Origin of the sequence: Amycolatopsis acididurans, from assembly GCF_012328925.1 — a bacterium.
Lineage (GTDB): Bacteria > Actinomycetota > Actinomycetes > Mycobacteriales > Pseudonocardiaceae > Amycolatopsis_E > Amycolatopsis_E acididurans.
Window position 1 is genome coordinate 1 of sequence record NZ_JAAXLS010000049.1, and the last position, 19,069, is coordinate 19,069.

A 19,069-nucleotide genomic window follows, 5' to 3' on the forward strand; every position below is an offset into this window, starting at 1 on the left:
GGTGGTGCCGGGTGGGCTAAACGATTCCCCGCGCCACTGACAGCTCCACCAGATCCTGTGGCCGCAGCCGCAGCTGGTTCGCCGTTGCGGGCACCTGGTCGTCGCGCCGTTTGAGGATCGCGGCGGCCGCTTCCGGGGACGTGACCGAGAAGTAGCTGTCCGGCGTCACCCACGTCCGGCCCGGGGCGGCGAAGGCCAGGGCACCGCCCGAACCGCCCTCGCCGATCACCAGCGTCGTCACCGGCACCGACGCGCCTGCGATCGCCCCGAAGAGCTCCGCGATCGACGGGCCCGCGCCCGCACGTTCGGCCGCCGCATCGTTGGCCGCGCCGGGGGTGTCGACCAGCGTGAGCACCGGGATCCGCAACCGGTCCGCGAGCCGCACCAGCCTCGCCGCGGTACGGAAACCGGACGGCAGCGTCGCCGTCCCGCACTGCGCCGCGTACGCGATCGTCACGCCGCCGCGCGAACCGAACCCGCACCGCACACCCGGGTCCACGCCACCACAACGATCGCCGCTGACGTCGCAGCGCCAGTCGAAATACGCGTCGAGGTAGGCGTCGGCGTGCGGGCGGCCGGGCGCGCGGGCAGCCCGCACCGCGTCCCAGCCGGTCTCCGGCAACGTCTTCGCGCCCAGCGCCGCCGGAGGCTCCGGCGGACGACCGTCGGCACCGGTCAGCAGTTTCAGCCAGCGGGCCAGCTCGTCCGGCAGCCCCGCGGGTTCGACGATCTTGTCGACGTGCCCGGACGCGAACTGCGCCTCCGCGTTGTAGGCGTCGTGGTCGCCGGGCGGGCGCACCCGCGACCCGGCGAACCCGACCTGCGCGCCGGGCAGCGCGAGCACCACGTCCGCACCCGCACCGAGCGTCGCCCACCCGCCGCCGGTCGTCGGGTCGCGCAGCACCGACACCAGCGGCAGGCCGGCCTTGCGCGTCAACGCCAGCTGCGCAGCGATGCGCTGCAGCTGCGACAGCGCCGCCATGCCCTCCTGCATGCGGCTGCCGCCGGTCGCGACCAGCGACACCACCGGCGTGCCGAGTTCCCGCGCCCTGGTGAACGCCGCTTCCAGCCGGTCGCCGGTACGGCTGCCCAGCGACCCGCCGAGGAACCCGAACTCGAACGAGACGACCGTCGCCTCGACGTCGCCGATCTTGCCTGCGCCGCAGGCCACCGACTCCCGCTCACCGGTGCGTTCCTGCGCTCGGCGGCGGGAATCCTCGTAACCGGGCCAGCCGATCGGGTTGTCCACAGTGGACTCCGGAGCGGTAAACTCCGTGAAGCCCGAGCAGATCGAGGCGATCAGCTCACGCACCGAGGGCCCGCTTCATCACCTTGCCCATATCGTTGCGCGGCAGCGCATCCAGGAACCGCACCACGCGCGGGCGCTTGTGCGGGGCCAGCAGCCGCGCGACGTGGTCGGCCAGCTCCTGCTCCGCGGGCGGTTCACCGGAGGGCACGATCCACGCCACGATGCGCTCGCCGAGATCCGGGTCCGGCTCGCCGGTGACCGCGGCCTCGGCGACGCCGGGATGCTCCAGCAACGCGTTCTCGATCTCGCCCGCGCCGATCTTGTAGCCGCCGCTCTTGATCAGGTCGGTGGCCTTGCGGCCGACGATCCGGTAGTACCCGTCCTCGTCGCGCACCGCCATGTCGCCCGTGCGGAACCACCCATCGACGAACACCTCCGCGGTGGCGTCGGGACGGTTGAGGTACTCGGTGAACAGGTTCGGCCCGCGCACATGGATCTCACCGACCGTCTCGGTCTGCTCGATCGGCACACCGGCCTCGTCCACGAGCCGCACCTCGACGCCCCGCAGCGGCACCCCGACGGTGCCGGGTTTGCGCTCGCCGTCCGCGCGGACGCTCGTGTTCATCAGGGTCTCGGTCATGCCGTAGCGCTCGACCACCCGCTGCCCGGTGGCGGCGGTGATGCGCTGATGGTCGTGCACGGGCAGCGCCGCCGACCCCGACACGAGCAGCCGCGCCTGCCCGAAAGCCTTGGCCAGCTCGGGCTTTTCGGCGACCTCGCCGGCGACGCGGTGATACATCGTCGGCACGCCGAACATCATCGTCGCCCCGCCGGCCAGCTCGTGCGCCGCGGCCTCGACGGAGAACCGGCCGAGATGGCGGACGCTGCCGCCGCGCCGCAGCGGGCCCAGGATGCCGAGGATCAGCCCGTGCACGTGGAACAGCGGCAGGCCGTGCACCAGCACGTCCTCGCTCGTCCACTCCCAGGCGTCCTCCAGGGCGTCGAGCGTGCTGGAAATCGCCCGGCGGGGGAGCACCACGCCCTTGGGCGGGCCCGTGGTGCCCGAGGTGTAGACGATGAACGCGGGTGCCTCCGGCGAGGGCTCGGCAGGCAGCTCGCCCCCGGTTCCGGTGAGCTGAATGTCCTTGCGGGGCAACGCGTTCAGAGCCGCGGGCAGCTCCGCGCCGGCTTCGGCGAGCACGAGCGAGGGGGCGCTGTCGGAGACGATGTGCCCCAGTTCGCGCTCGCCGATCTTGGGGTTGACCGGAACCACCGGCACCCCGGCGAGCAGCGCGCCGACCACGGCGACGCTGGTGTGGATCGTGGGCGTGGCCCACACCGCGACCCGGCCCGGCGGCAGGTCACGCGCGAGGGTGCCGGCCGCCGCGGCGAGTTCGGCGTAGGTCAGCGTGGCGTCCGGGAAGCGCAGCGCTTCCTTGCCGGGCGGGGTCTCGAGCGCGGGGAACAACCGATCTGCCACGCCGTGCCTCCTCGAACTCAGTGGCTAAGTGGCTGAACCACTTTGCGGCGAATTGCCGTACCCTGTCAAGCGTGTCCGACGCGCTGCGCCCGATGAGCCGAACGCGCCTCTACGAACAGGTGCTCGCCCGGCTGCGGGCGTACGTGTCCGACAACGGCCTGCGCGCGGGCGACCGGCTGCCCGCCGAACGTGACCTCGCGGCACGGCTCGGGGTGAGCCGCGCGTCGGTGAAGCAGGCCATCGTGGTGCTGGAGGTGCAGGGGCTGGTCGAGGCCCGGCACGGCGGCGGCACCTACCTGGTGCGGGACTCGCTGGACGCCGAGCCCGTCGAAGAGCTGGTCGAGCGGCGGCAGCGGCTGCCCGACGTGCTCGACGCGCGCGAGGCGCTGGAGACCAAGCTCGCCGAACTCGCCGCGCTCCGGCGCACGGACGAGGACGTGCGGACGCTGGAGGACGCGCTGGCCCACATGGCCTCGGAGATCGCCTCCGGCGGCGAGGGCGCCGAAGGCGACCGGCGGTTCCACGCGGCGGTGACCGCGGCCGCGCACAGCGCGCTGCTGGCGCAGTTCATGCGGTCGATCGCCGAGCAGATCACCGAAAGCCGCACCGAATCGCTGCGCCAGCCGGGACGGCCGCGCGGTTCGCTGGAGCAGCACCACCGGATCCTGGACGCGATCAAGGCGGGCGAGCCCCGCGCCGCCGCCACCGCGATGCGCCGCCACCTGCGCACGGTCGCCAAGGTCCGCCTCCTGACCTGGATGCCGCAAGACTGACGGCAAGCGACCGACGCCGCTGAACTCGGCGTTCGCGGGCTCGGTATCCTGGGAAATCGTGCTGGTTCTCGCCATTGACACCTCGACGCCCGCGGTCACCGCGGGGGTGGCGACGCTGGCGGGTACCGAGGTCACCGTGCTCGCCGAGCGCGTCACGCTGAACCCCCGCGCCCACGGCGAGCTGATCACTCCCCACGTGCTGGACGCGGCACGGGAAGCCGACGTCACGCTGCGCGGGCTCGACGCAATCGTTTGCGGTGTCGGTCCCGGCCCGTTCACCGGCCTGCGCGCCGGTATGGCCACCGCAGCCGCGCTGGGGCACGGCCTCGCCCTCAACGTCTATCCCGTATGCGGCCTCGACGCCATCGCCGCCGAGGTCGGCTCCGCCGAGCCGTTCGCCGTCGTCACCGACGCGCGCCGCAAGGAGATCTACTGGGCCGCCTACTCGGCCGACGGGTCGCGTCAGGACGGGCCGCACGTCGAGGCGCCGCGTGAGCTGGGGTACGCGCTCGCCGCGGGCGACGGCGCCCGGCTGTACGAGGACAGGCTCGGTGCCCGCGTCGTCGAGCCGTACTACCCGGCGACGAAGGGCCTGGTCACGGCCGCCGCGTCCGTGCTGACCGCGGGCGAGCCGCCCGCCCCGCTGACCCCGCTCTACCTCCGCCGTCCCGACGCGACCGAGCCGGGCGCGCGCAAGCGGGTGACCGTGTCGTGAAGCTCGCTCCGCTCCGCCGCAAGGACATCGCGCGCTGCGTCGAGATCGAAAAGCAGCTCTTCGCCGGCGACGACCCGTGGAGCGCCCGCGCGTTCCACTCCGAACTGGACGCCGGCGGCTACTACCTCGGCGCATACGACGACGAGGACCGCCTGGTCGGCTACGCGGGCCTGGTCAGCGTCGGCCGCCCCGGCGATTTCGAGTCCAGCGTCCACACGATCGGTGTCGACGAGGCCTACCAGGGGCAGGGTGTGGGCACCGCGCTGCTGCGTGCGCTGCTCGCGCAGGCCGACGAGCTGAACGCGCCCGTCTTCCTCGAGGTGCGCACCGACAACGACCGCGCGGTCGGGCTGTACGAGCGCCACGGCTTCACGCGCATCGGCGTGCGCAAGCGGTATTACCAGCCCTCGGGCGCCGACGCCTACACCATGAAACGGCCCGCCCGCACCGCACAGGAGGTGCGCTGAATGTCCCGCATCATCCTCGGCATCGAAAGCTCCTGCGACGAGACCGGCTTCGGTCTCGTCCGCCTCGACGACGACGGCACGGTCGAGCTGCTCGCCGACGAGGTCGCCTCCAGCGTCGAGCAGCACGCCCGGTTCGGCGGGGTCGTGCCCGAGGTCGCCAGCCGCGCCCACCTGGAGGCGCTGGTGCCCACGGCCGACCGGGCCTTCGAGTCCGCGGGCCTGAAACTGTCCGATGTGGACGCCATCGCGGTCACCGCGGGTCCTGGTCTCGCGGGTGCGCTGCTGGTCGGCGTGTCGGCGGCCAAGGCCTACGCGGCAGCGCTGGACGTGCCGCTGTACGGGGTCAACCACCTCGCCGGGCACATCGCCGTGGACACGCTCCAGCACGGGCCGTTGCCGAAGCCGTGCCTGGCCCTTTTGGTGTCCGGCGGGCATTCGCAGCTGCTGAAGGTCGACGACATCGCCACCAGCATCACCGAGCTCGGATCCACTGTGGACGATGCTGCCGGTGAGGCCTACGACAAGGTCGCGCGCGTGCTCGGCCTGCCCTACCCCGGCGGCCCGCCGATCGACAAGGCGGCCAAGCAGGGCAACGGATGCGCGATCGCGTTCCCGCGCGGAATGACCGGGCCGCGCGATGCGAAGTACGATTTTTCCTTCTCCGGCCTGAAAACCGCGGTCGCGCGGTGGGTCGAGGAGGTCGAGCGGCGCGGCGAGGAGATCCCCGTCAACGACGTCGCGGCCTCGTTCCAGGAGGCGGTCGCGGACGTGCTGACCGCGAAGGCGGTGCGGGCCGCCCGCGAGCTGGAGATCGGCACACTGGTGATCTCCGGCGGCGTCGCGGCGAATTCGCGGCTGTCCGAACTGGCGCGGGAACGTTGTGCCGAGGCGGGTATCGAACTGCGCGTGCCCCGGCCACGCCTGTGCACCGACAACGGGGCGATGATCGCCGCGCTGGGTGCGCACGTGGTCGCGGCCGGGGTGAGTCAGTCCGCTTTGGACATCTCGGCCAACCCTGCGCTGCCGGTGGACGTCATCTCGCTCTAGGGAAGCCCCAGCACCACGTCGTCCAGCTTCACGAACGCCGCCCGGTGCCCGAACTGGATCTGCACGTACCGCGTTTCGCCGCGCACCACGACGTGCTTCGAGGCGTCGAACGTGGTGGCCCAGTAGTACTCCGAGGGCAGGGTCGGCCCCGCCACGTACTTCTGCCCGGCGAGCAGGGAGTGCTGCAGCGGCACGAGCTCCTGTGGTGTGATGCCCTCGGGATAGGCCCCGGCCTCGGGATACGCCCGCCCATACACCGGAATCGACGTCACGCCCGGCTTCGGGGTGACGACCTGCCCCAGCGCGGGCTGCGCGGCCGGTGCGCTCGCCGGGTTGTGGAACCAGCCCACCTGGCCCAGGAACCAGATCGCCGTCCAGTCGCCCCGGACCTCCGCGACCGCGTAGCGCTGACCGGCCGATACCCGGCTGCCGACGTCGGAGATATCCATTGTGGACGGCGAACCGCCGGGGTGCAGGCCCGGATCGGGCAGCAGCGGCGCGTCCACGCGCGGTTCGCTGCGCAGGACGACCGCCGAGGAACCCCGCAGCGTGCAGGCCGTGCCCGCGGACTCGCACCCGGTGAACGCGGGCCGGTTGGCGGCGAAATCGGGGTTGATCGTGACGAGACCGGTCGCACGCGTGGCCCACGACTTCAGCGGCGCGCCCATCAGCTCGAAGTAGTGCGCCCAGTCCCAGTACGGACCCGGGTCCCAGTGCATCCCGGCCACCGTGTCCGGGGTGGTGCCCGGCACGTTGTCATGGCCGAGGATGTGGTCGCGGTCCAGCGGAATCCCGAACCTGTCCGCCAGGTAGCGCACGAGTTTCGCGGACGTGCGGTACACCGCCTCGGTGTACCAGGTGCCTTGTGCCGCGAACCCCTCGTGCTCCACACCGATCGATTTCGCGTTGACGTACCAGTTTCCGGCGTGCCAGCCGACATCCTTGGTGAGGACGTGCTGCGCGATGTGCCCGTCGGTGGAGCGCAGTGTGTAGTGCCACGCCAGGTAGGTCGGGTCCTGCACGAGCCCGATCGCCGCGTCGTAGGTGCATTCGGTGTCGTGGATGACGATGTGCGTGATGCGCTGGCCGCGCGGCCGTTCCGCCTTGTCGTGGTTGCCGTAGCCGCCCTCGATCTCCTGGTACGGCGCGGGAATCCACTCCGCCGACAGCTCCGTGGGCGCCTCGACGCCGCCGCGTTGCCCGGCGGGCAGGTCCAGCGAGCGCAGCTGCGTGCGCCGCGGCTGGACACCGGGCCGGGCGTCCAGCCGCACCGCCTGCCCGTCGTCGGTGATCCGGCTCGCGCCGCCGGAGATCGTGCCGAACACCTCGTCCGCGAAGAACGCCGCGGCGGTGGAGTCCGAGGCGCCGCTGTAGCGGGCCACCGCGCCGTACCAGTCCGCCGGATCGCTGCTGTCGATACGGAGTTCTCGTTGGTAGTGCGCGAGAACCGCCGCGCCGCCCCGGATGTTCTGCACCGGATCGGTGCGCAGCGATTCGGGTGTGGCGTGCGTCAGTTCGGCCGCAAGATCGACGGTCTGCAGCGACGGGACCGCGGCCGCGGCCTCCGGCGCCCGAACGGTCAGCGGTGTGCGTGCCGTGTCGCCGCGCGGGTCCTCTGCGCCCTTGTCGTGGTGGCTGCCGCCGCCCGCGACCGTGCGCAGATCGGTCAGGTGCATCGGGCCGAACCCGGCGCCGGTGCTCGGTGTGCCCGCGTTGTAGTCCCAGCGGGACTTGAGGTAGGAAACGGCCAGCAGCACGGGTTCGGGCACGGCGAACTCCTCGGCCGCCGCCGCGAACGCGCGCTGCCGGGCCCCGCCCGCGGTACCGGCGAGCGCCCGGCCCGGTGTCGTGACGGTCAGGCCCGCTGTCCCGGCGGCCAGTGCGCGCAACGCGTTGCGGCGCGTGAACGGGTTCATCAAGTCTCCTCGCGTGCGGACGACGGGAGGAAACCTACAACCTGTCCGGGATGTGCGGTACATTCTGTCGTTCGTTGGTGTCAGATTCGCTGCAGATGCGGGTCCCTGTCCGCCACGACGAAGCTCGCCGCGGTTTCCACGGCCGCGCCCGGTCTGGTGACGTAGCGCAGGATCCGGTAGTCGGCGCGCAGCTCGGTGGGCGAAACCTTGGCGCGGACGTAACCGCGCCGGTTCTTGTAGAACTTCACGTGCGGGTTGTCGTCCAGCACCGCTTGTCCCGTGTCCTCGTCACCGTCGCGTTCGGAACTGATGGACGTGGTGATCAGCTCGACGCCCTTGGTCAGTTCGGCCGCGTAGTGCCGGTGCACGTCGCCGGAGAGCACCATGGCGTTGCGCACGGGCGCGAAGGCGGCCTCGACGCGATCACGGTTGGCGACGTAGCCGTCCCACGCGTCGGTGTTGTAGCCCTGGACCGGGCCCGCGATGCGGTCCATCTGGCAGAACACGACCTGCTGGCCGATCAGGTCCCAGCGCGCCGTGCTCTGCCGGAGCCCGTCGGTGAGCCACCGTTCCTGCGTCGCGCCGGTGATCGTGCGCTCGGGCCGGAACCGCTCGTCGCAGCCGACCACGATCCCGTCGCGGCAGGCCTGGTCGTCGCGGTACTGGCGGGTGTCGAGCATGTGGAAGGTGGCCAGTCCGCCCCAGTACAGCCGCCGGTACAGCTGCATGTCGGGGCCGGTGGGGCGAGCGGCCCTGCGTAGCGGCAGATGCTCGTAGTAGGCCTGGAACGCGACGGCGCGCCGGGGACGGAACACGGGGTTCGCGGTCCAGTCGTTCTGGACCTCGTGATCGTCGAACACCGTGATCCAGGGCGCCGTGGCGTGCGCCAGCTGGAGATCCGGATCGCTCTTGTACAGGCCGTAACGGCGGCGGTAGCCGGCGAGCGTGACGGCCTCTCCGCCGGGCACCTCGCGGGCGTCCCCGTCGGCGTGCGCGGTCTCGTACACGTAGTCGCCGAGGTGCAGCACCACGTCCGGCTGGTCCTCGGCGAGCCGGCGGTAGGCGGTGAAGTAGCCGTGGCCGTAGTTCGCGCAGGAGGCGAAGCACATGGTCAGCTCGCCGAGACTGCCGGCAGGCGGCGCGGTGCGGGTGCGGCCGACAGGCGAGAAGGCGTTGCCGGCGCGGAAACGGTAGAAGTACTCGGTACCGGGCCGCAGCCCGTCCGCCTCGACGTGCACACTGTGGGCGCTGTCCGGAACCGCCATGATCTGTCCGGATTGGACGATCGCGGCGAACCGTTCGTCCTCGGCGATCTGGTAGTCGACCGGAACCGCGCGATCCGGCATCCCGCCGTGGCCGTCCTCGGCCAGTGGATCGGCGGCCAGCCGCGTCCACAGCACCACCCCGGTCGGCGACGGATCGCCCGAGGCCACGCCGAGCGTGAACACGTCGGGTGTGCGCGGCCCGCAGCCCGCGGCGAGCGCGACGGCGGCGCCACCGAGCAGGACCGACCTGCGCGTGAGGTCAGGCGAGCGGCGCCGGCTCGGGTCGTTCGTCGAAGGCCTTCCGTGCGGCGAGGATCTCGTCAACATGCTGCTCCGACCATTCGCCAAGGCTGTGGAACAGGTCGCCGACCTCCGCGCCCAGCGTCGTGACGGCGTACTCGACGCGTGGCGGCACGGTGGGGTAGACGGTGCGGCTGACCAGGCCGTCGCGTTCGAGTGCGCGCAGGGTCTGGGTGAGCATCTTCTGCGTGACGCCGTTGAGCCTGCGGCGAAGTTCGTTGAACCGCAACGGCCCGTCGCTGTTGCGCAGCGAAGCCAGCACCAGCAGCGTCCACTTGTTCGCCAACGTGGTGAGCACCGTCCTGGCCGGACATGCGTGCAGGTACGACTGGACGGTATCCATGAGGTACCTGGATATCAAAAAGGTGCCTTCTTCACAACGGGTACCACCGGCTTCCAGGATGAGCGCATGCGAGCGATCACGGTGCGGGCCCTCGGCGGCCCGGAAATGCTGGAGTTCGGGGAGGTCCCCGAACCCGAACCCGGCCCCGGCGAGGTACTGGTGCGAGTGCGCGCGGCGGGGGTCAACCCGGCCGACTGGAAGGTGCGATCGGGACAGGTCGACGGGGTGGGCGCGCCGCCGTTCCGGGTCGGCTACGAGTTCTCGGGCGAGGCGCGGGGCCGCGAGGTTTTCGGGATGTGGCTGACCAGATGGGGTGCCTACGCCGAGTACGTCGCGGTGCCCGAGCACGTGCTGGCACCCAAGCCGCCGAGTCTCGATCACGTACCCGCCGCGGCCTTGCCGACCGCGGCGCTGACCGCATGGCAGGCGCTGCGCGAGGTGTCGGGGAAGCGGGTGCTGATCCACGCGGCGGCGGGCGGGGTCGGGCATCTGGCGGTGCAGGTCGCCAAGGCGGGCGGCGCGTACGTCATCGGCACCGCCCGCGCGGCGAACCACGAGTTCGTGCGTGCGCTCGGCGCGGACGAGCTGATCGATTACTCGGCCGTCGACTTCACCGAAGCCGTCCGGGACGTGGACCTGGTGTACGACCTGGTCGGCGGTTCGTACGGCAAACGGTCGCTGGCGGTGCTGGCGCCCGGCGGGGTGCTGCTGGACGCCCAGGGCAACGACGCCGAGGGCGATCCGCGGTACCGGCGCTTCTACGTGCAGTCCTCCGGGGAAGACCTGGCGCGGATCACCGAAATGGTCGAGTCCGGACGGCTGCGAGTGCACGTCGAGCACACCTTGCCGCTGGCGGAAGCCGCGAAGGCGCACGAGCTGAGCGAGAGCGGGCGGGTACGGGGAAAGATCGTGCTGACCGTGTGAAAGAAGGCCCCCGGTCGACGTTGACCGAGGGCCTTGGCAGGCAAGGCTATGCGATCAGCATTTGCCGCAGCATCCGCACCCGTGACCGGTGCACGAGCTGCAGCAGTTGCATCCACCCATCGGAAGACACCATCCCTTCAGACTGGTCAGTCCCGGGCTGTTTTCGAAGGTAGAGGCGGCGGGCGTGCCGGATAACCGCCCAACGAGTGAGATGGCGGTATCGCTGTGTGACTACCGGTCGCCGTCGCGGAGCAGCGCGGGCACCCGGTTGTCGACGAGTTTGAACAGCACCGCGAACACGATCGCGACGGCCACGACGAGAAGCGAGTTGACCAGCGCCGTGCCGAAGCCGAGATCGGTGACGTCGAGGAAGGGATATGGGTACCAGTCCGTGAAGGCGCCCTGCGTGAAGATGTAGACCAGCCACAGGACGGGCCAGACGAACGCGCCGGCGATGGTGCCCCAGGTGATCCGGCGGCGCGGGCCGAAAACCAGCCAGGCGAGGATCGTCGCCCACGGCGAGATGTAGTGGAAGCCGATTCCCGCGGCGAGGGCCGCGCCGGTCAGGTGCACGATCGGGGCGAGCACGATGTCGTACACGACGCCGGTGATGAGGATGCCCAGCAGCCCGTCGAGACGCACGACCCGCCAGATCCGGCCGTCGGCGGCGGGCCTCAGTGCGAGCACGACCGCGGTCGCGAGCACGAACAGGTTGCTCTCGATGGTGAAGTAGCTGAACAGCCGCCACAGCCGCACGCCGACGCTCACCACCTCGCCCGCCTGCCCGGAGTTCGCGTCCGCGCCGCCGCTGAGCAGCAGGGCGATCTGGACGACCAGCGAGGCGGCGACCACCGCCGCGATCAGTGCGTGGCAGACCCGTGCGGCGACGACGGCTCTCGACGACCGGACGGTGGTGGTGGCGACGGCTTCCATGCGGTTCCTCCCCAAGGCTCCTCTGCGGCGGAGGTAAAGTAACCCGAGGTCATGCGGGACGCCTGTCGAAAACCACGGCGTCCGTGCAGGTCGAAAGCGACCCTGCTTGCGCGGCTAGCACTCGCGTGGCTAGAGTGCTAATTGCACGGCACCGCACACGCCCCGGCACCCGCGACGGCGGGGGTGGTAGGCGCCGAAACCTAGTAAGTACCTGCCAACGCTTTCGACGACCCGTGGAGGTCAACCCGGTGAGCGTGAACATCAAACCGCTCGAGGACAAGATCGTTGTCCAGACGAGCGAGGCCGAGGAGACGACGGCTTCCGGTCTCGTCATCCCCGACACCGCCAAGGAAAAGCCCCAGGAGGGCAAGGTTCTGGCCGTGGGCCCGGGCCGCGTGGACGACAAGGGCAACCGCATCCCGGTGGATGTGGCTGTCGGCGACGTCGTCATCTACTCGAAGTACGGCGGCACCGAGGTCAAGTACAACGGTGAGGACTACTTGATCCTGTCCGCTCGCGACGTGCTGGCTGTCGTCAACTGACAACCGGCTCAAGCGTCGAACGCCCCGGGCCCCGCGAAAGCCGGGGGCCGGGGCGTTCGTCGGTCTAGAGAGGACCCACATGCCTAAGCAGATCAACTTCGACGAGGATGCTCGTCGGGCACTGGAGCGCGGCGTCAACAAGCTCGCCGACGCAGTGAAGGTGACCCTCGGCCCGCGTGGCCGGCACGTCGTGCTGGACAAGAAGTTCGGCGGCCCCACGATCACCCTCGACGGCGTGACCGTGGCGCGCGAGATCGACCTGGACGACCCGTTCGAGAACCTGGGTGCCCAGCTCGCCAAGAACGTGGCCACCAAGACCAACGACGTCGCCGGCGACGGCACCACCACCGCGACGGTGCTGGCGCAGTCGCTGGTCCGCGTCGGCCTGCGCAACGTCGCCGCCGGGGCCAACCCGACGGCGCTGGGCGCCGGCATCGAGAAGGCCGCCGAGAAGGTCGTGGAGGTGCTCAAGGGTAAGGCCACGCCGGTCAAGGGGCGCGAGAAAATCGCCCAGGTCGGCACGGTGACCTCCCGCGACGCCACCATCGGCGCGCTGCTCGGCGAAGCCGTCGAGAAGGTCGGTGAGGACGGCGTGGTCACCGTGGAGGAGTCCTCCACGCTGGCCACCACGCTCGACATCACCGAGGGCGTGCAGTTCGACAAGGGCTACCTGTCGGCGCACTTCGCGACCAACCCCGAGGAGCAGCGGGCGATCCTGGAGAACGCCTACGTGCTGCTGCACCGCGAGAAGATCTCGGCGCTGGCCGACCTGCTCCCGGTGCTGGAGAAGGTCGTCGAGGCCAAGCGGCCGCTGCTGATCATCGCCGAGGACGTCGACGGCGAGGCGCTGTCCACCCTGGTGGTCAACGCGCTGCGCAAGACGATCACCGCGGTCGCCGTGAAGGCGCCGTTCTTCGGTGACCGTCGCAAGGCGTTCCTGGACGACCTCGCGGTCGTCACCGGTGGTCAGGTCATCTCCTCCGAGGTCGGGCTCAAGCTGTCCGAGATCGGGCTGGACTCGCTGGGTTCCGCGCGGCGGATCGAGGTCACCAAGGACACCACGACGATCGTCGACGGTGCCGGGACCAAGGCCGACATCGACGCGCGCATCGCCCAGATCCGCAAGGAGATCGAGACCACCGACTCCGATTGGGACCGCGAGAAGCTGCAGGAGCGGCTGGCCAAGCTCGGTGGCGGCGTCGCCGTCATCCGGGTCGGTGCGGCCACCGAGACCGAGCTGAACGAGCGCAAGCACCGCATCGAGGACGCCGTGGCTTCGACCAAGGCGGCCGTCGAGGAGGGCATCGTGCCCGGCGGTGGTTCGGCGCTCGTGCACGCGGTCAAGGAGCTGGACGACCTCGGGCTGACCGGTGACGAGGCCACGGGCGTCAAGATCGTCCGTGACGCGCTCACCGCGCCGCTGCACTGGATCGCCAGTAACGCCGGCTTCGAGGGCGCGGTCATCGTGTCCAAGGTGCAGGAGCAGGGCTGGGGGCACGGCTTCAACGCCGCCACCGGCGAGATCACCGACCTGCTCGCGGCCGGCATCATCGACCCGGTGAAGGTCACGCGCTCGGCGGTCGCCAACGCGGCCTCCATCGCGCGGCTGGTGCTCACGACGGAAAGCTCCGTCGTGGACAAGCCGGTCGAGGAGAACGAGCAGGCCGGCGGCCACGGCCACGGCCACGCGCACTGAGTTCTCGTTCCGCATTATCGTCCCGCACAAAGGTGCCCCGGAGCCCCCAGCTCCGGGGCACCTTCCTGTCGCGCGCCTACTACGCGAGTCCAGCCTTCCGCGCGCCCGAGTCGAGGGTTGCGTGCGCCCGAGTCGGGCGTTGTGTAGGGCTGAGTCGAGGGTTGCCTGCGGCTGAGTCCGGGTTTGGGCGGAGGCGGCGAGTTGGGCTTTCCGTGCGGCCGAGTTGGGGTTGCGCGGGGCCGAGTCGGGCCTTGGGCGCGGCCGAGTCGGGCGTTGTGCGCGCCCGAGTTGGGGGTTGCGCGCGCCCGAGTCGAGGGTTGCGTGCGGGCGAGTCGGGCGTTGTGTAGGGCTGAGTCGAGGGTTGCCTGCGGCTGGGGTGGGTGTTGCGTGCGGGCGAGTCGGGCGTTGGGCGCGGGCGAGTGGGGCTTCGCGTGGGGCCGAGTTGAGCGTTCCGTGCGGCCGAGGTGGGGGTTGCGCCGGGGCGAGTCGGGCGTTGCGTGCGGACGAGCGGGGCGTTGTGTGCGGCCGAGTTGAGATATGCGGGCGGCCGAGTCGGGCTTTGTGTGCGGCCGAGGAGGCGTTGGGTGCGGGCCGGGTCCAGATTTGCGGGCGGCCGAGTCGACTATTGCCTGCCGCCGAGCCGGGCGTCGGGCGGCCGAGTCGGGCGTTGGGTGCGGCGACCCGCTTGCCCAACCTGCCCCGGCCGACGGGCACGGCCCGTTGACGTTGCTTCGCTCGCCACCCAACACCCCAGCCGGACCTCGCCACCCAACACCCCAGCCGGACCTCGCCACCCAACACCCCAGCCGTACCTCGCCACCCAACACCCCAGCCGGACCTCGCCACCCGACGCCCTACGCCGCGCTGCCGCCGTCGACCGTGATGGCTGAGCCGGTGATGAAACGACCCGCCGGGCCCGCGACGTAGGCGATCGACGCGGCGACGTCGATCGGCTCGGCGTGGCGGCCCAGGGCGCTCGCCGCCCGGCTGCCCTCCGCGCGCGGGCCGTCGGCCGGGTTCATGTCCGTGTTCGTCGGGCCCGGCTGCACGAGCACCGCCGTAATACCGCGCGGGCCGAGGTCCCTCGCCAGCGCCCTGTTCAACCCCACCAGCGCCGACTTCGTCGCGGCGTACACGCTCAGCCCCGGCCGCGGCACCCGCTCCGCGCCGAGGAAGCTTCCGACCGTGATGACGCGCCCGCCCTCCGGCAGGTGCCGGACCGCCGCGATCACCGCGGTGAACACCGCCCGCACGTTGATCGCCAGCGCCCGGTCCACCTCGGCGATCGTGACCTGGTCGATCGTGCCCGTCGGCAGGATCCCGGCGTTGTTCACCAGGATGTCCAGCCCGCCCAGGCCCTCCGCGGCCTGATCGACCGCCGCCGTGACGGCATCCGCGTCGGCCGCGTCCGCCTGGATCGCGACCGCCTTCCGGCCGAGGCCTTCGATCCGGGCCACCACTTCGGCGGCACGGTCGGCCGCCTTCTCGTACGTGATCGCCACGTTCGCCCCGTCCTCGGCCAGGCGCACCGCCGTCGCGGCGCCGATGCCCCGGCTGCCCCCGGTGACCAGTGCGTTCTTCCCCTCCAGTGCCGGCACGAGCTACCTCCTATTTCTGTAGTGATCGGCACAAAATTAGGACCTCGCGACGACGACGGTCAAGGGTTTTTGTGTCGATCGGTATAGAATCATGGCCATGACAGCTCGCGGCCGCCCTCGCGCCTTCGACCGGGACGAGGCGCTCGACAAGGCGATGCGGGTGTTCTGGCACCGCGGCTACGAGGGCACTTCGCTGTCCGACCTGACCACGGCGATGGGCATCGCGTCACCAAGCCTGTACGCGGCCTTCGGCGGCAAGGAAGCCCTGTTCCGCGAGGCCGTCGAGCGGTATCGCGAGCGCTACGGCCAGCCGTGGCGCGAGGCCCCGACCGCCTTCGAGGAGGTGGGCGACTGGCTGCGCACCTCGGCGCGCCGGTTCGTCGACCAGAACCGTCCGCGCGGCTGCATGGTCGTGCTGAGCGGAATCAACTGCACCGACCAGAACCAGCCGGTGCGGGACTTCCTGGCGGTCAAGCGACGGGAAAACCTTGAACTACTTCGCGCCCGCCTCGAACGCGGCGTCGCCGACGGCGATGTGCCGGAAAACGCCGATCTCGATGGCATGGTCCGGTTTTACGGCACCGTTTTGCACGGCCTGTCGATCCAGGCTCTGGACGGGGCGGAGGAAGACGAACTCGTTTCGGTGGTGGAAAACGCGATGGCGTGCTGGCCGCGGTTCACGCACGAAGAAGGGGTGGCACCCGCCTGACGCGGATACCACCCCTTCCCCGCTCCCCCTACTTACTGGCCGGAAAGACTGAGGGTCTTGCCCGCCTTGAGAATGTTCTCCCGTTCGGCTTCCGAAAGCCCACCCCAAATCCCGTAGGGTTCGTGCACGGCAAGCGCGTGCTCACGGCACAGGCGCAGTACCGGACACGCCTGGCATATGGCCTTCGCCCTGGCCTCCCGCCGGGCTCGGGCCGGTCCGCGCTCCCCGTCGGGATGGAAGAAAGCAGCGCTGTCCATCCCTCGGCAGGACCCCTCCAGCTGCCAGTCCCAAATATCGGCATTCGGGCCTGGGAGCCTGCGCGTATCTGCCATCGTGACCGCCTCCGTTTTTCGGTCGGTGACCCTCACTGATCAGTTGCGCTGGGACTACTCCATTCGGTGCAACGGCGGTAACGTTAGAAGCGCGCCAATAGTTGTTCAAGGAAATCTCCCGGATTCAGCCTTTAGGTGTCCCCCGCAAGCGTGAGAACAGATCTTTTCCCAGGTCGCGCTGCATAACATTCGGGTTGCTGGGTAGTCATGCTCCCTGGATATTGGGGTGAATGGACCACCGAGGGTGTGCGGGGAAGGCGGAGCCGACGATGCCGGTTTCGGCCGTGGCCCGCAGGCTCGGCGTCGCCCCCGCGACGCTGCGCACGTGGGATCGCCGCTACGGGCTCGGCCCGAGCAGGCACACCGGCGGCAAGCACCGCCGCTACGGTGCCGCCGACATCAACCGCCTCGAGCTGATGCAGCGGGCGCTGCTGCGCGGCGCCTCCACCGCCGAGGCCGCGCGGTTCGCGCTGGCGCAGGCGCCGGGAACGGTTCCGGACGCCGAGGTAGCCGAACCTTTCGGCCTTCCCGAACCCGCCGAGGCGCCGGACCGGTCGCTGGCCAGACAGCTGCGCTCGGCCGCGCTCGCGATGGACGGGGCGGCGGTGCAACGCCTGCTCGCCGATTCGATCGCCGACGCCGGTGTACTGGCGTCGTGGGAGAACGTGATCGACCCCGTGCTGACGGCGTTCGGCGCGGGCTGGGACGGCACCCACGCCCGTCCGGAGGCCGAGTACCTGCTGTCCGAATGCGTGCTCGGCGCACTGATCAGGGCCACTCCGGTGCCGCGCGAACCTCGTAACCAGCGGCCCGTGCTGCTCAGTTGCGTGCCCGGCGAGCGCGGCGCCCTTCCGCTGTACGCGCTGGCCGCGTGCCTCGCCGAACGTGACGTCGGCACGCAGCTGCTCGGCGCCGCGCCACCGGCCGACGTGCTCGCGGTCGCGGTGCGGCGCAGCGCGCCGTCGGCGGTCGTGCTGCTCGCCCGTCGCGAACCGGTCGCCGAGCCCCGGCTGTTCTCCCGGCTCGCGCGCGGCCGCCAGCGCAGCCGCCTGTTCGCACTGGGCGAGGGCTGGTCGAGGGCGGCGCTGCCCGGCAAGATCGAGATGCTGTCCGACCTGCGGCAGGCCGTCGGACGCGTCGAATATGTCCTACTGGGCCGCTAGGGTGGCCGACGTGCCATCGGAAGCGCTGCGCCGTGCGGCCTTCGGCGACCTCGCCGACCCGGATCCGGCGCTGCTCGCCGCTCCGCGTGCCGCCGGGGACCGGCTGCTGGCCGCGATCGTGCTCGGTGGCCAGGGTCGCTACGCGGCCGCGGCCGCGCTGCTCGGCCCGCTCGCCCACGTGGCGGATCCGGTCCTCGCCTCGCTCGCGCTGAGCACGTTCGCCTCGCATCGCAGGCAGCTCGGCGGGCACGCCGCCGCCTTCGGCCCCGACGGTGCCGCGCTCCGGCTGGTCGCGGGACGTTCCGGCGCCGGGGATGCCGACGGTCTCGACGTCCAGGGCGCCCGCACCGACGCGCTGCTCGGGCTCGCCGCCGACAACCTCGGCACGGGCAGGCTGACGGTCGCGCACCGGCTGCTCGCCCGCGCCGAGCCGGTGTCGTGGCGCTCGCGGGTCCGGCTCGGCTGGGTCACCGCCGAGGTCATGCTGGCCGGTGGCCGCGGGCACGAGGCCGTCCCGCCCGCCGAGACGGCGCTGGAGATCGCGACCGCCGCCGGCGCGCGCAGGCACATCACGAAGTCACAGCTGGTGCTCGCCGCCGCCCTCGGAGCGACCGGCGATCGGGAACGAGCGATGCACCTCGTCGACGACGCGTTCGCCGTGTCGGAGAAATTCGCACTAAGCTCCTTGAGTTGGCCCGCCGGCCTGCTCGCCGCGGACATGCGGCCCTCCGCGAGCGAGGAGTATCGATCCAGGGTCGACGCGACCTTGCACGCTGTGTTACGACGTTCTGATCCGGTTGGGAGGCGGCTCGCGCATGAATCGCCCTGGCTACCGGGTTGACTCCGGCTGGAGCAGTCAGGCCATCCATACCGACATCCGGGCGAAGATCTTCCAAAAAAAGCCACCGGATCGTGTCAAGGTGCGGCCTAAAGCGTCCGATAGGGGATATGGAATGTCACCCGGCTGCAGGAAGGAAACCCTGTGACTACGGTCTTGATCTGCGACGACCGACGCAGTGTCCGCGAAGGGCTCACTCGCGTGATGTCTGCTGTTCCCGGCGTCAGTCGCATCGACTGCGTAGCGCACGGTGACGAGTTGCTGGCCAGGTACTCGCGGCAGCCGGTGGACGTCGTCCTCGTCGGCACCCAGCGCGCGATGCCGGCCGGGGTGGAGGCGACTCGGCGGCTGGTGTCCGCCAATCCCACGGCTAACGTCATCGTTTTCGGCGCTCCCGACGATGCGAGCAGCATCGCCGCGGCCATCGCAGGCGGCGCTCGCGGATATCTGCGCTGGGACGCCTCCCGGCCCGAACTCGTCGCCGCACTGGCGCACACGCTGGCCAGCACCTCGGTGCCCGCACCGCGTCAGCCCGCCGACCCCGGGGTCCAGCTCACCGAGCGCGAGCTGCAGGTGCTGCGGGGCATGAGCCAGGGCAAGAGCAACGGCCAGATCGGTCGCGAGCTGTACCTGTCCGAGGACACCGTGAAGACCCACGCGCGGCGGCTGTTCCGCAAGCTCGGGGTCCGTGACCGTGCTCAGGCGGTCGCGCACGGCTTCCGGCGCGGGCTGGTTTCCTGACCACCCCGGTCTCGCTACACTCAACCCTTCGTTGAACA

The 19,069-nt window shown here is 70.9% G+C and carries 19 protein-coding genes; 11 read left to right on the plus strand and 8 right to left on the minus strand.

What is annotated here, in order from left to right:
• Nucleotides 1-16 precede the first annotated feature (16 nt).
• Both HFP15_RS35140 and HFP15_RS35145 read right to left on the minus strand, forming a co-directional pair.
• Entirely contained in the window at nucleotides 17-1,303 is a 1,287-nt protein-coding gene (locus HFP15_RS35140) for a carboxyl transferase domain-containing protein (RefSeq protein WP_210718282.1), read from the minus strand.
• Nucleotide 1,304: 1 nt separating this feature from the next.
• Entirely contained in the window at nucleotides 1,305-2,729 is a 1,425-nt protein-coding gene (locus tag HFP15_RS35145; RefSeq protein ID WP_168521626.1) for an acyl-CoA synthetase, read from the minus strand.
• Between the two features lie 71 nt (nucleotides 2,730-2,800).
• On the opposite strand from HFP15_RS35145, the gene HFP15_RS35150 reads away from it, so the two are divergent.
• The 4 genes from HFP15_RS35150 to tsaD are packed head-to-tail and all read left to right on the plus strand — an operon-like array spanning nucleotide 2,801 to nucleotide 5,731.
• A complete protein-coding gene (locus HFP15_RS35150) occupies nucleotides 2,801-3,502 on the plus strand; it encodes a FadR/GntR family transcriptional regulator (RefSeq protein WP_168521628.1) in 702 nt (233 codons plus the stop codon).
• A 58-nt stretch (nucleotides 3,503-3,560) separates the two neighbouring features.
• Entirely contained in the window at nucleotides 3,561-4,217 is a 657-nt protein-coding gene (gene tsaB / locus HFP15_RS35155) for a tRNA (adenosine(37)-N6)-threonylcarbamoyltransferase complex dimerization subunit type 1 TsaB (RefSeq protein ID WP_168521630.1), read from the plus strand.
• Nucleotides 4,214-4,684, plus strand: coding sequence for a ribosomal protein S18-alanine N-acetyltransferase (gene rimI, locus HFP15_RS35160; protein ID WP_168521632.1), 471 nt, complete (start codon nucleotides 4,214-4,216; stop codon nucleotides 4,682-4,684). The genes tsaB and rimI overlap by 4 nt, the downstream gene beginning before the upstream one ends.
• Nucleotides 4,685-5,731, plus strand: coding sequence for a tRNA (adenosine(37)-N6)-threonylcarbamoyltransferase complex transferase subunit TsaD (gene tsaD, locus HFP15_RS35165; RefSeq protein ID WP_168521634.1), 1,047 nt, complete (start codon nucleotides 4,685-4,687; stop codon nucleotides 5,729-5,731). It begins immediately after the preceding gene.
• Here the strand turns inward: tsaD and HFP15_RS35170 are convergent.
• The 3 genes from HFP15_RS35170 to HFP15_RS35180 form a co-directional block, all read right to left on the minus strand.
• Nucleotides 5,728-7,647, minus strand: coding sequence for an N-acetylmuramoyl-L-alanine amidase (locus HFP15_RS35170; protein ID WP_168521636.1), 1,920 nt, complete (start codon nucleotides 7,645-7,647; stop codon nucleotides 5,728-5,730). The genes tsaD and HFP15_RS35170 overlap by 4 nt on opposite strands.
• 80 nt (nucleotides 7,648-7,727) lie before the next feature.
• Nucleotides 7,728-9,239 (minus strand): alkaline phosphatase D family protein, encoded by a 1,512-nt coding sequence (locus tag HFP15_RS35175; protein WP_168521639.1) that lies wholly within the window; start codon nucleotides 9,237-9,239, stop codon nucleotides 7,728-7,730.
• Complete coding sequence (locus tag HFP15_RS35180; protein ID WP_168521640.1) at nucleotides 9,172-9,555, minus strand: winged helix-turn-helix transcriptional regulator; 384 nt, start codon at nucleotides 9,553-9,555, stop codon at nucleotides 9,172-9,174. Before HFP15_RS35180 ends, HFP15_RS35175 begins: the two co-directional genes overlap by 68 nt.
• Before the next feature lie 66 nt (nucleotides 9,556-9,621).
• On the opposite strand from HFP15_RS35180, the gene HFP15_RS35185 reads away from it, so the two are divergent.
• Nucleotides 9,622-10,479, plus strand: a complete 858-nt coding sequence (locus HFP15_RS35185) for an NADP-dependent oxidoreductase (RefSeq protein ID WP_168521642.1) — start codon at nucleotides 9,622-9,624, stop codon at nucleotides 10,477-10,479.
• A gap of 231 nt (nucleotides 10,480-10,710) precedes the next feature.
• Here HFP15_RS35185 and HFP15_RS35190 read toward each other — a convergent pair whose 3' ends face one another.
• The gene (locus tag HFP15_RS35190; RefSeq protein WP_168521644.1) at nucleotides 10,711-11,412 is read right to left on the minus strand and encodes a Pr6Pr family membrane protein; all 702 of its coding nucleotides are present in this window, start codon (nucleotides 11,410-11,412) and stop codon (nucleotides 10,711-10,713) included.
• A gap of 248 nt (nucleotides 11,413-11,660) precedes the next feature.
• On the opposite strand from HFP15_RS35190, the gene groES reads away from it, so the two are divergent.
• Both groES and groL read left to right on the plus strand, forming a co-directional pair.
• Nucleotides 11,661-11,954, plus strand: coding sequence for a co-chaperone GroES (gene groES / locus HFP15_RS35195; protein ID WP_168521646.1), 294 nt, complete (start codon nucleotides 11,661-11,663; stop codon nucleotides 11,952-11,954).
• A 79-nt stretch (nucleotides 11,955-12,033) separates the two neighbouring features.
• Complete coding sequence (groL, locus tag HFP15_RS35200; protein ID WP_168521648.1) at nucleotides 12,034-13,650, plus strand: chaperonin GroEL; 1,617 nt, start codon at nucleotides 12,034-12,036, stop codon at nucleotides 13,648-13,650.
• An 854-nt stretch (nucleotides 13,651-14,504) separates the two neighbouring features.
• On the opposite strand, the gene HFP15_RS35205 is transcribed toward groL, so the two are convergent.
• Nucleotides 14,505-15,248 carry an SDR family NAD(P)-dependent oxidoreductase gene (locus HFP15_RS35205; protein WP_168521650.1) on the minus strand — a complete coding sequence of 248 codons (744 nt, stop codon included), beginning with the start codon at nucleotides 15,246-15,248 and terminating at the stop codon, nucleotides 14,505-14,507.
• A gap of 97 nt (nucleotides 15,249-15,345) precedes the next feature.
• On the opposite strand from HFP15_RS35205, the gene HFP15_RS35210 reads away from it, so the two are divergent.
• Nucleotides 15,346-15,957, plus strand: coding sequence for a TetR/AcrR family transcriptional regulator (locus tag HFP15_RS35210; RefSeq protein WP_210718279.1), 612 nt, complete (start codon nucleotides 15,346-15,348; stop codon nucleotides 15,955-15,957).
• A 32-nt stretch (nucleotides 15,958-15,989) separates the two neighbouring features.
• Here HFP15_RS35210 and HFP15_RS35215 read toward each other — a convergent pair whose 3' ends face one another.
• On the minus strand, nucleotides 15,990-16,289 hold the full coding sequence (locus tag HFP15_RS35215; RefSeq protein ID WP_168521652.1) for a WhiB family transcriptional regulator: 300 nt from the start codon (nucleotides 16,287-16,289) through the stop codon (nucleotides 15,990-15,992).
• 269 nt (nucleotides 16,290-16,558) lie between these two features.
• On the opposite strand from HFP15_RS35215, the gene HFP15_RS35220 reads away from it, so the two are divergent.
• From HFP15_RS35220 to HFP15_RS35230, 3 genes are all read left to right on the plus strand, one after another.
• The gene (locus HFP15_RS35220; RefSeq protein ID WP_168521654.1) at nucleotides 16,559-17,452 is read left to right on the plus strand and encodes a MerR family transcriptional regulator; all 894 of its coding nucleotides are present in this window, start codon (nucleotides 16,559-16,561) and stop codon (nucleotides 17,450-17,452) included.
• The gene (locus HFP15_RS35225) at nucleotides 17,433-18,293 is read left to right on the plus strand and encodes a hypothetical protein (RefSeq protein ID WP_210718280.1); all 861 of its coding nucleotides are present in this window, start codon (nucleotides 17,433-17,435) and stop codon (nucleotides 18,291-18,293) included. Before HFP15_RS35220 ends, HFP15_RS35225 begins: the two co-directional genes overlap by 20 nt.
• Before the next feature lie 141 nt (nucleotides 18,294-18,434).
• On the plus strand, nucleotides 18,435-19,031 hold the full coding sequence (locus HFP15_RS35230; protein ID WP_168521657.1) for a response regulator transcription factor: 597 nt from the start codon (nucleotides 18,435-18,437) through the stop codon (nucleotides 19,029-19,031).
• Nucleotides 19,032-19,069: the final 38 nt, after the last annotated feature.

Excerpts from the sequence above, each read along its gene's own strand:
- HFP15_RS35225 (WP_210718280.1), top strand. The coding sequence starts at position 17,433 with ATGTCCTACTGGGCCGCTAGGGTGGCCGACGTGCCATCGGAAGCGCTG.
- HFP15_RS35170 (WP_168521636.1), bottom strand. The coding sequence starts at position 7,647 with ATGAACCCGTTCACGCGCCGCAACGCGTTGCGCGCACTGGCCGCCGGG.
- HFP15_RS35190 (WP_168521644.1), bottom strand. The coding sequence starts at position 11,412 with ATGGAAGCCGTCGCCACCACCACCGTCCGGTCGTCGAGAGCCGTCGTC.
- HFP15_RS35215 (WP_168521652.1), bottom strand. The coding sequence starts at position 16,289 with ATGGCAGATACGCGCAGGCTCCCAGGCCCGAATGCCGATATTTGGGAC.
- HFP15_RS35180 (WP_168521640.1), bottom strand. The coding sequence starts at position 9,555 with ATGGATACCGTCCAGTCGTACCTGCACGCATGTCCGGCCAGGACGGTG.
- groL (WP_168521648.1), top strand. The coding sequence starts at position 12,034 with ATGCCTAAGCAGATCAACTTCGACGAGGATGCTCGTCGGGCACTGGAG.
- HFP15_RS35185 (WP_168521642.1), top strand. The coding sequence starts at position 9,622 with ATGCGAGCGATCACGGTGCGGGCCCTCGGCGGCCCGGAAATGCTGGAG.
- HFP15_RS35175 (WP_168521639.1), bottom strand. The coding sequence starts at position 9,239 with ATGTTGACGAGATCCTCGCCGCACGGAAGGCCTTCGACGAACGACCCG.
- tsaD (WP_168521634.1), top strand. The coding sequence starts at position 4,685 with ATGTCCCGCATCATCCTCGGCATCGAAAGCTCCTGCGACGAGACCGGC.
- HFP15_RS35210 (WP_210718279.1), top strand. The coding sequence starts at position 15,346 with ATGACAGCTCGCGGCCGCCCTCGCGCCTTCGACCGGGACGAGGCGCTC.
- HFP15_RS35220 (WP_168521654.1), top strand. The coding sequence starts at position 16,559 with ATGCCGGTTTCGGCCGTGGCCCGCAGGCTCGGCGTCGCCCCCGCGACG.